The following is an 11,663-nucleotide window of genomic DNA, read 5'->3' on the forward strand; positions in this document are numbered from 1 at the left end:
AGCTAGGCAGCAAGGCGGCAAGGCGGCAAGGCGGCAAGGCGGCAAGGCGGCAAGGCGGCAAGGCGGGCGCACCTTTTAAGGTGCGGTTGTAGCGAGCATGCGAAGCGGAAATCCCGGCAATGAAGCGAGCTTGCAATCTGAAGCGGGCGGGACAGTTGGTTGTTAATATGAAGAATATTTTAAATAGAATAGAACCAGTATAAAACGGATTAATTATATAAAAACATAATCAAAACAACGCGGGCTAAAGACCCGCGTCTACCAAGGCACAAAGAAACTTCCAACCATCCAACCATCAAGGTGTCTTAAATATATTCCGTGCTTTTATCATCTATCTCTGATATGTCTTATAGCTTCCCAGCTTCCCAGCTTCCCAGCTTCCCAGCCGCCTAGCTGCCTAGCTGCCGTATTTCTCCCTTATTTCATTGCCAATCTATCCCTGTTTTAGTATAATAAACACCGTTTCAGAATTGCACTTTGACCGAAACTTTAAACGCTTAAATTTGTCAAAATAATTGTTAAATGTGATAACCGCAAAAAGAATAATTTAAGGAGAAACGGCACTTGAAAAAACTAACATTGCTGACTATAGCCGTTTTGTTTATAACAGTTAATATTTTTTCCGCACAAAATAATGCCATCCGCGTGGACATGGAGGGTTATAGAACCCTTGGTAATAAATATGTAATTCTTGTCGGGAATTCTGCTACATCATTCACCGTTAAAACTGTTTCGGGCGGTACAACTGTATTTACCGGCACTTTTTCGGCGGCTGTTGCCGATGCCGCGTCCGGTGATTCTGTTAAAACAGGCGATTTTTCCGCGCTTACAACACCCGGCGAATACTACGTAGCGGTAACAGGGTTGGGCGAATCTTATAACTTTAGAATATCCGATACCATTCATACTGACACTTTAACCACTCTTATGCGGGGATTTTACGGGCAGCGCTGCGGCGCATCTGTAACCTTAACTCACAGGGGAACCACTTTTACCCACGGCGCGTGCCATTTAAATGACGGAACTTACGCGGGTTCAACCGGATTAAACGGGACAAAGAATACAACCGGAGGCTGGCACGACGCCGGCGATTACGGCAAGTACGCCTTAAACTGCGGCGTAACAAACGGCGAGCTTCTTCTTATGTACGAAAAATATTACGATGCGCTTGAACACATTAATCTTGGGCTTCCATATTCCGGCGGCGCGCTGCCTGACGTTCTGACCGAAATTAAATACAACCTTGACTGGCATAAAAAAATGCAGCACACAAACGGCGGTGTTTTCCACAAACTTTCAAACGGCTTTCCTCAGAATATTATGCCGACGTCAGATACTGATACAAGGTATATCTTTGCAATATCTTCCGCCGCGACCGCGGATTTTGCGGCTGTAATGGCAATTGCGGCGCGCGTTTTTGATATGTATGACGCCGCGTACGCCGCGGAATGCCTGACAGCCGCACAAAACGCGTGGGCTTTTTTACAGGCAAACCCCAATATTGTCCCGGCCGGCGGTTTTACTGACGGCAGTATGGGCGGAATTTACGGCGATACCGATGACAGTGATGAAAGGTTATGGGCGGCGGTTGAACTGTTTAACACCACAGGCGAGGCGCAGTATAATACTTATGTTGCCGCGCATTATACGGATAGAACGCTTACATTAATGTCTGACCTTGGCGATGATTGGAAAGAACTTCATCCCGTTGCTTATATGTCATATATGCAGTCCAAACAGCCATCGGTAAATACCACCGTGGTTAACGCTATGAAAACGTTATTTCAGCCGCAGGTTAACACGTTCAGGAACAGGGTGCAGTCAACGAACGGGTATAAGTTTGTACTTAACTCCGGCGATTATTACTGGGGCTCAAACTCTGTTGCTTTAAACAGGGCGATACGGCTTGTTGCGGCATCGGAAATATTCGGAGATGATACTTATAAAGACGCCGCGGAAGAAGTGCTTCATTATATCCTTGGCAGAAACGCCATGAATAAATCTTATCTTACTTACGTCGGCGAGGTTTACACGAACCAGCCTCATCACCAGCCGTCTGCCGCGGATGGAATTACGCCGCCCTGGCCCGGGATTCTTGCCGGAGGGCCAAATGAATATTACGATACAATAGGGGCGCCGGCAAAATGTTATGTTGATGATGCAGGGAATTACACTTCCAACGAAGTGGCAATAAACTGGATGGCGGCGTACGCTTATGTGCTTGCGGCTTTTGTTCCGACGCCGGGGCCTACAAATACGCCTACCAATACCCCCACGTCTTTATGCCACCCGCTTACATGTACTTTTACGCAGACAAGCACACCGACTGTCACTGCCACGCCGATAAATGTTTTAAGGGTAAATGTGGCGGGGGCTCAGGTAACCACCGGCGGAAATGTCTGGCTTGCCGACAAAGCATATATAGCGGGAAGCTGGGGTTATAACACACCCGCAAATACCGGCGACCGTACCGCGCTTGGAAATATTGTAAACAACACAACAGATGATGTTTTGTATCTTACGGAAAGATGGGGCGCGGCGCTTTCTTATACTTTTGACCTTGCAGACGGCTGGTATCTTGTCACGCTTAAATTTAATGAAATGTTTGTAAACAGCGCCAATGCCAGGCTGTTTAATATACTTCTTGAAGGGCAGGTTGTGGAATCGTCTTTTGACGTTTATGCCGTTAATAACAGCCAGGCATACGCGGTTGACAGAAGTTATCCGGTATTGTTAACAGATGGAAAACTGAACATTGACCTTACGCAGGTAACCGAAATGTGTATTTTAAACGCGCTGCGGATAGAATCATATTACCCTCCAACCGCCACTTATACATACACTCCTTTAAACACAAATACGTTCACAAATACCGCGACAGCAACCGCTACATTTACAAATACATCCACAAGCGAATGCTATCCGCTTACATGTACGTTTACAAATACCAATACTTACACAAGCACACAAACGCCTACAAACACGCCTGTGCCCACTCCGATACGCGTAAACTGCGGAGGCGCGGCTTATCTTGACGGCGCGGGGAACACATGGGCTGCGGATTATGGGTTTACCGGCGGGACTGCCACATCTGTAACTGACGCGATTGCAGGCACAACAGATGACACGCTTTATCAAAGCGAAAGGTACGGAAACCCGTCATATACTTTTACCGTTCCAAACGGATATTATGATATTACGTTTAAGTTCGCTGAAACATGGTTCAACGCGGCAGGGGAGAGGATTTTTGACGTAAGTGTGGAGGGAGTAACTGTAATTGACAATCTTGACTTATATGTATCAGCTCCCGGAGCAATGCGCGCGTATGATGTAATTATATCAAATGTTTTAATTACGGACGGGCAGATAAATATAACCGCTTCATCCGCGGTTGACAGCGCCAACTTCCGCGCCATTGCAATAATCCCCGCGGGCCCGGCGCCTACATTCACATATACAAATACGGTGCCTCCGACAAACACACATACGAACACAAATACCGATACTGCGACAGCCACATCCACTTTCACAAACACTTATACGGCAACAGATACCGCCACAAGCACATATACTTATACGCATACCAGTTCACATACCGCCACAAATACACCGGAGCCTCCCACAAATACACATACCGCAACTGATACCGCGACATATACTTATACGAATACAAATACATCCACTTTCACATATACGCATACACATACGGCAACGCATACCAATACGGAAACCCCGACAGACACAAATACCGCAACAATTACAAACACTCCGCCGCCGGGCAGCACAAACACGCATACTTTCACAATTACATCAACTCCGTCGGATACTCATACCGCCACATATACTTATACTTACACATTTACAAATACGGCAACGCAGACCTATACCGAAGTGCCTCCGACCTTTACAGGTACTTTCACGGAAACGTTTACGTTCACATACACTTCAACTTACACGCACACGGCAACAATAACAGATACGGTTCCGCCGGGAAGCACGTCCACTAACACCCCCACGCAAACGCTGATTCCGTCAAATACCCACACGCATACGGCCACTGAAACAAGTACTTATACAAACACTTATACCGCCACAAATACTTTTACGGAAACAAACACGGTTCCGCCGGGAAGTACAAACACTAACACTCCCACAGAAACGCTGATTCCGTCAAACACTGATACCGCTACACATACACACACGCATACGTTTACAAATACATACACGGCTACAAGTACACCTGTTATTCCGACTGATACGCATACGGCAACGGCAACGGTTCCGGCGCCCACAGCCACGATTACAAATACTCCCTCTTCCATTATCGCGGAAGACGCAAAACAGATAATTTCTGAAGTTATGATTTATCCAAATCCTTATAATTCTAAAATTTCTCCGGCAGGACCCTTTGTCATATTTAAACTTGCGAAGAATGCCGCAGGAGTGTCGCTTAGAATATATTCATCTTCATTCAGGCTTGTGAAAAATATTGAATTTGAAGGAGTATTTACGGCAGGGTTGAACAGGGCGCATACCCGCGCAGAAGATTTTAAAAATCTTTCAAACGGCACTTATTATTTTGTCCTGACAGCGGACGGTGCATCAGGAAAAGCCAAAAGCAAAGCGGATAAGATGATTGTCTTAAAATAGCAGCTAGGCAGCTCAGCAGCTTAGAAGCTCAGTTTAGATCTGGTAGGCGCACCCTTCAGGGTGCGGTTATAGCAAGCCTGCGAAGCGGAAATCCCGGCAATGAAGCGAGCTTGCGAGTGAAAGCAGGCGGGACAGTTGAACTTGGTTGTAAACAAAACGACTTCTGCCTCTGTTATAACGACGTTATTACTATGCGTACGAAACAAAAAAAATCGCAACAATTAAATCTAAACAGTACGGGATAAAAACCCACATCTACCAATACCAAACCTTCAGAGCCGCCAAGCCGCTTAGCTGCCCAGCTGCTTAGCTGCAGTCCTTTGTTAAACATTTAACCGCAACTTTTTAACGTTAAAACTGTCAAAAGTATGGTAATATACAGGAACGTGATTTTTCATTATGAAATGGCTTAAAATACCATGCAAAAAAGAGGAGATTTCAATGAAAAAATCTTTAAACGCCTTATTAATGGTGTTTATCTTTATTCCTTTATTATATGCCACGCCTGTATCTGAAAACGGCGAGCTTAAGCTTGTCGGAAATCAGCTTTCCAATTCATGCGGAAATCCGGTCCAATTAAAAGGAATGTCCAGCATGGGGCTTCAGTGGTACGGCGTTGGTCAGTGTCTGGATACCGCCACTATGGATTATATGGTTAATACAATTGGAATTGATGTATTCAGGGCTGCTATGTATGTTGATGAAGGCGGATACCTGACTGATAAAACGAAATACTCTAATATGGTAAATACAATTGTTGACTGGTGCGAAGCACGGGGTATTTATGTGATAATTGACTGGCATATGCTTACGCCGGGCGATCCTAATGCTCATATTAATGAGGCCAAAACTTTTTTCGCGGAAATGTCATTAAGGCATAAAGATAAAAAGCACGTAATATATGAAATCTGCAACGAACCTAACGGCGTTTCGTGGTCAACTGTTCAGACTTACGCGAATATCATAATCCCCATAATCCGCGCAAATGACCCTGACACCATAATAATAGTAGGTACGCCTAACTGGTCACAGCTTGGTACTGATGTTGCAAATAATAAATTAAACTATACAAATATTATGTACACGTTTCATTTCTATGCCGCATCACATTCCACCGGCTTAGTTACGCCCTTTACCGATAAACTTCCAATTTTCTGTACAGAGTGGGGCATAAGCGATGCAAGCGGAAACGGCGCAATTGACACTGCAAACGCCACGAATTTTTTAAACATATTTGACGGAGCCAATACAGGCGGTCAGAAAATAAGCTGGGCAGGGTGGTCGTGGTGTGATAAAAACGAATCTTCTGCGTATCTGCAGGCAGGGTCGTGCCTCAGCAACCCGCCAAGGTTTACAACCGCGGGTAACTATATAATAGGCAAGATTCAGACGAATCCGAATAACTGGACAGCGTGTAACGCGCAGACTCCCACTTTTACAAAAACAATAACACCGGGCGGGCCTACGTTTACACCCACCAGAACGCCCACTCCTTTTGCAAGTTTGTTGGTCAACTGTGCCGGGCCGCAGTATACAAATGCGGAAGGCGTATGGCAGGCTGATAAAGCTTACGCGGCAGGAAGCTGGGGATATGTGGGTGGTACGGTTGTAAGCAGGGGAAGTGTGGCAATTGGCAATACCACAGATGACACGCTGTATCAGACTGAACGTTATGCGGACCCGGTGGAATACAGGTTTGATATTCCTAACGGGACATATTCGGTTACGTTTAAAATGTGTGAATCTTATTGGGGAAACACGACAGGCGGAAACGGAAGCAGGATATTTGACATAGTAGCGGAAAACAATACTGTAGTAAACAACCTTGATTTGTACGCGGTGGCGGGATATAACAATGCTTATGACGTAACGGTCAATATTACCGTAAATGACGGGCAGCTTAATATATCAATGCCTGCTGATGTTGATAACGGGCTTATTAACGCGATAAAAATTGTAAACGCGGCTTCTGTGACAAACACTCCCACAAGGACCAATACGTTTACCGCCACAAGGACGCATACAAATACGTTTACAAAAACATTCACGCACACTTTTACAAGGACGAATACTTTTACCGCGACAAGGACAAACACCTTTACCGCGACAATTACTCATACTTTTACAGCCACAAGGACAAATACGCCCGTACCTCCCACAAACACGTTTACAAATACGGCTACAAGGACATATACGCCGGTACCTCCCACAAACACATTTACAAATACGGCGACAAGGACATATACGCCGGTACCTCCCACAAACACATTTACAAATACGGCTACAAGGACATATACTCCTGTGCCGCCAACAAGCACATTTACTGACACAGCCACAAAGACAAATACGCCCGTTCCGCCTACAAACACGTTTACTAAAACGGCTACAAATACTGCAACAAACACATTTACAAATACGGCAACTAACACAGCCACAAAAACAAACACGCCTGTGCCGCCGACAAACACATTCACGAACACTGCCACAAAGACAAACACGCCGACTGTTACGGAAACACCTATCCCGGGCAGCACTGATACGTTTACACATACAATAACAAATACATTTACAAAAACAAATACGTTTACAAATACGCATACTGCAACTGATACATTTACGCCTGTTCCGCCCACAAGTACGTTCACAAACACGGCGACAAATACATTTACAAATTCCAATACCGCCACCAATACAAATACCGCCACAATTACAAACACGCCTCCGCCGGGAAGCACAAATACGTTTACGCACACAATAACAAATACATTTATAAATACGGCCACAAATACGTTCACGTCAGTGCCGCCGACAGCCACGCATACATATACAAGGACGTTTGTAAATACGGCCACAAACACTTTCACGTCAGTGCCGCCGACAGCCACGCATACATTTACAAGGACGTTTATAAATACGGCCACAAATACGTTCACGTCAGTGCCGCCGACAGCCACGCATACGTTTACCGTTTCTTATACTGAAACAGCCGTTGTTTTTACCCCCACATATACCTTTACGGCAACCGTAACTGTTGTGTTTACAGGTACGCCAACGCCGGTTGCTACTGAAGGCAAAAAAGCCGAAATTAAAGATGTTGATGTTTATCCGGTTCCTTTTGGAAAAAAAGGGAACGTATATTTTGAATTTACCCTTACCAAAAGCATGAACTCCGTTGAGCTGAAGATTTATTCTTCGGGTTACAGGCTGTTAAAGAGAGTTGATGTTTCTTCGGCATGCGTTCCCGGAAGAAAGAAGAGCGCAATAGCGGCAGGGGAATTTGTAAATCTTGCAAATGGGACGTATTATTTTGTACTGGAAGGTAATAGCGCGGACGGATATGTGAGAAGCAGGACAGAGAAGATGATAATTTTAAAATAGAGGCTTGGATGCTTTGAGGCTTGGATGCTTTGAGGCTTGGAAAGCTTGGCAGCTCGGCTTGAGTCTTTTGTCATGGTAGGCGCACCCTTTAGGGTGCGGCAGTCAGCTGTGGTTAGGCATTTGTTGTCCTGGTAGACGCGGGTCTTTAGCCCGCGGCAGTTGGATTTGTTTTAAAACAGAACACGCGCATAATACCGAGCAATGTAATAATAGGCTCGGTATTAAAAGGCGGGGCTACCAGGGCTTAATACATAAAAAATTATATTTAAGTTATTACAAATGACAGAACAGGAGAATGATTTTATGAAAAAAGGGATACTGAAATTACTTACAGGGCTTTTAATATTAATCCCGTCGTTTATATTCTCTGCGGATTCTCAGGTTAGGGTAAATTCTGTGGGATTTCTTCCTGCAAATGACAAAGGGGCGTCGGTCTCTACGGCGGTTTCGGGCTTCAACAAACGCTGTTGTTTTTTCTTCAACCGCCGCTAATATCACCGGGCCGGTTAATGCAACTGATTCCAATGAAACTGTTTATAAACTTAATTTTACCTCTTTTACAACACCCGGCACCTATTATGTTGATGTGACCGGCGTCGGCAGGTCGGTTAATTTTACTATAGCGGATAATGTATATAATGATGCTTATATTACTTCTTATAAATCCATGTATTACTGGCGCTGCGGAATGGCTGTCAGCGCTGTTACAAACGGGCAGACTTTCGGGCACGGCGCGTGCCATACAAATGACGCGAATCAGAACTACATAGGATTTGGAAGCAATATTAGGGACGGAAAAGGCGGCTGGCATGATGCCGGAGATTTTAACAAATATATAGTTAACGCAGGCATAACAATGGGTATGTTCTTCATGGCGTGGGAACATTACGGAAGCGTACTGAACAATATCCCGCTTACATACATGCCGAATACAGTTGCAGGTTATCCGGAGTATAATGTATCGGCGTATCCTGATTTTCTGAAAGAATTAAGGTGGGAAATGGACTGGGTTTTAAAAATGCAGTATCCGGACGGTTCCGGTAAAGTTTCCCATAAATTAAGCACCCTGAATTTCGGCGGTTTTATAATGCCGGAAACAGAAACCGCAACCCGCTATTATGTTGACTGGGGTTCTGCGGCTACCGCTGATTTTGTGGCGATGTGCGCAATGGCTGCCAGAATTTTCTACCCGTATGACCCTGTGTACGCGCAGAAATGCCTTGACGCGGCATGGGTAAGTTATAATTTTCTGCGCACAAATACGGCGAATAAAAACCCGGATCAGTCCGCATTTACAACCGGAGGATATGGGACAACAGACAGCGACGACAGGCTATGGGCTGCAGCTGAAATGTGGGCCACGACAGGTGATGCCAATGCAAAGACAGACCTTGATAACAGGGCAAATGCTTATTCCGATAAAACGGATGAGGATTTTGACTGGGGCAACGTAAAAAATCTGGGCATGTACACGTATTTGATGTGCACAAGGACAGGCAAGAACACAGCTATTGTAAATGATATACAGGCTGATTTGATTGCCGATGCAAACACTATAGTTACAAAGAAAAATAATCACGCGTATTCAAGGCCTTTGGGCACAAATTTTTACTGGGGCTGCAATGGTTCGGTAGCAAGGCAGACAATGCTGCTTCAGATTGCCAATATGGTGTCGCCCAACGCTAACTATGTTAATACAGCGCTTGATTCGCTTGGATATCTTCTTGGAAGAAACCCTTTCAGGCGTTCATATGTAACGGGAATCGGGACAAGCCCTCCGATGTACCCGCATGACAGGACGTCCGGCGCGGATGGTATAACAAATCCTGTGCCGGGATATCTTGTAGGCGGTTCTAACGGAACCAACAGCGGCGACCCCGCTTTAACCGCAATGCCGGCAGGCCTTGGTGCCGCTATGTACTGGACAGATAATCAGGATTCATATGCCTCAAATGAAATTGCTATAAACTGGCAGGGAGCGCTTGTTTACGCGCTTGCGGGTTTTTGTAAAAATCCGTCAGTACCCACATTCACGCCCACTAATACAAATACGCCCGACGGCCCCACATATACTTTCACAAATACGGCTACGCAGACAAATACGTACACGCCGTCGCATACATTCACGGTTACACCCACTGTTGTATTACCTGTGGCAATTTGTTCCGGGCCATCTTTGATAATTGACGGAAGCCTGGATGAAGCTTTCTGGCAGGCAGGGGAATGGACTGAGGTTTTAAAAGTGGTTACGGGTACAATGCCTGCGCCCGTATCCGCGCGTTATAAAGTGCGGTATGATGATTATGGTTTTACCCTTGGCGTGCAGATTACTGACAGCGCGCTTTACAATGATTCCGGCACAGAATGGTATAACGACGATTCGGTTGAACTTTACCTTGATGTTAATAATGATAAAAGCACAACATACGACGCTGATGATTATCAGTTCAGCGTGCGCTACGTCGAAGGTATAATAAGGGAACAAAGCGGTGATCCCGGAAACGCTTACGCTGCTTACGGCTATATTGTGGGAGGTTACACGGTTGAAATTGATGTGCCATGGGCCGATTTGGGAGTTACCCCTTTTGAAGGCATGGTAATGGGTTTTGACGTAGGCGTAAATTATGACCAGGACGGCGATGAAAGGGAAGGTGTTTTGATGTGGAACGGCACAAGCACCAACTGGCAGAACCCTTCAAATTTCGGCGAAGTAACCCTTGGCGCGCCGTGCGGTGCCGCGGAAACGCCCACGCACACTTATACCAACACATCCACTTACACGCATACTGCGTCATACACATCAACCTTTACAAACACAGCAACAGTGCCTACAAACACGTTTACAAGCACAGCAACAGTGCCTACAAACACGTTTACAAACACAGCAACAGTGCCTACAAACACGTTTACAAGCACAGCAACTGCACCTACATATACTTTTACGAGCACAGCAACTGCACCTGCAAATACGTTTACGAGCACAGCAACTGCACCTGCAAATACGTTTACGAGCACAGACGTTTACAAATACGGCAACTGTTCCGACAAATACTTTCACTAACACGGCAACTGTACCGACAAATACATTTACTAATACTGCAACAGTCCCTACAAATACGTTTACAAGTACTGTAACAGTCCCTACAAATACGTTTACAAGTACAGTAACAGTATCTACAAATACATTTACAAGCACAGCAACAGCGCCGACAAATACTTTCACTCAAACTCCAACAATTCCAACGCCTACATATACTGTAACCCCTGTGATACAGGAAGGGGATAAACAGAAGATTACGGATGTAATGGTTTTCCCGCACCCATATAACGCTTCCAAAAATCCTTACGCCGGCATAAAGTTTAACCTTTCCAAAAGCGCGGCTGTGGTAAAGATAAGATTATATTCATCAGCTTTCAGGTTGTTGGAAGAATCGGACATAGCAAAAAACTGCCACCCGGGCAGTAATATCGGCGCGATAAGCGGAAGAAGGCTGTCAACAATGTCCAACGGGACGTATTATTTTGTCCTGATCTCGGAAGATAATGCAACAGAGGTCAGAAGTAAAGTGGATAAGATGATAATAATGAAGTAATGGTTAGAATGAAAACCTTATCCCATAACCTGTTATCCCATA

General features: G+C 45.2%; 4 protein-coding genes. All 4 read left to right on the forward strand.

From position 1 onward, the window contains the following. Positions 1-564 precede the first annotated feature (564 nt). The 4 genes from CVV21_07570 to CVV21_07585 all read left to right on the forward strand — a co-directional run bounded on the left by CVV21_07570 (position 565) and on the right by CVV21_07585 (position 11,621). Positions 565-4,650: a hypothetical protein gene (locus tag CVV21_07570; protein ID PKL91434.1), complete on the forward strand. Its 4,086-nt coding sequence runs from the start codon at positions 565-567 to the stop codon at positions 4,648-4,650. A gap of 399 nt (positions 4,651-5,049) precedes the next feature. Next, a complete protein-coding gene (locus tag CVV21_07575) occupies positions 5,050-8,028 on the forward strand; it encodes a hypothetical protein (GenBank protein ID PKL91435.1) in 2,979 nt (992 codons plus the stop codon). A 415-nt stretch (positions 8,029-8,443) separates the two neighbouring features. Then, positions 8,444-11,089: a hypothetical protein gene (locus CVV21_07580; protein ID PKL91436.1), complete on the forward strand. Its 2,646-nt coding sequence runs from the start codon at positions 8,444-8,446 to the stop codon at positions 11,087-11,089. Between the two features lie 244 nt (positions 11,090-11,333). After that, complete coding sequence (locus CVV21_07585) at positions 11,334-11,621, forward strand: hypothetical protein (GenBank protein PKL91437.1); 288 nt, start codon at positions 11,334-11,336, stop codon at positions 11,619-11,621. Positions 11,622-11,663: the final 42 nt, after the last annotated feature.

This window comes from Candidatus Goldiibacteriota bacterium HGW-Goldbacteria-1, assembly GCA_002839855.1.
In the GTDB taxonomy this organism is placed as follows: domain Bacteria; phylum Oederibacteriota; class PGYV01; order PGYV01; family PGYV01; genus PGYV01.

Bases quoted from the DNA above. Each gene is read 5' to 3' on its own strand.
- CVV21_07575 (PKL91435.1), top strand. From the start codon at position 5,050: ATGAAATGGCTTAAAATACCATGCAAAAAAGAGGAGATTTCAATGAAA.
- CVV21_07580 (PKL91436.1), top strand. From the start codon at position 8,444: ATGACAAAGGGGCGTCGGTCTCTACGGCGGTTTCGGGCTTCAACAAAC.
- CVV21_07585 (PKL91437.1), top strand. From the start codon at position 11,334: ATGGTTTTCCCGCACCCATATAACGCTTCCAAAAATCCTTACGCCGGC.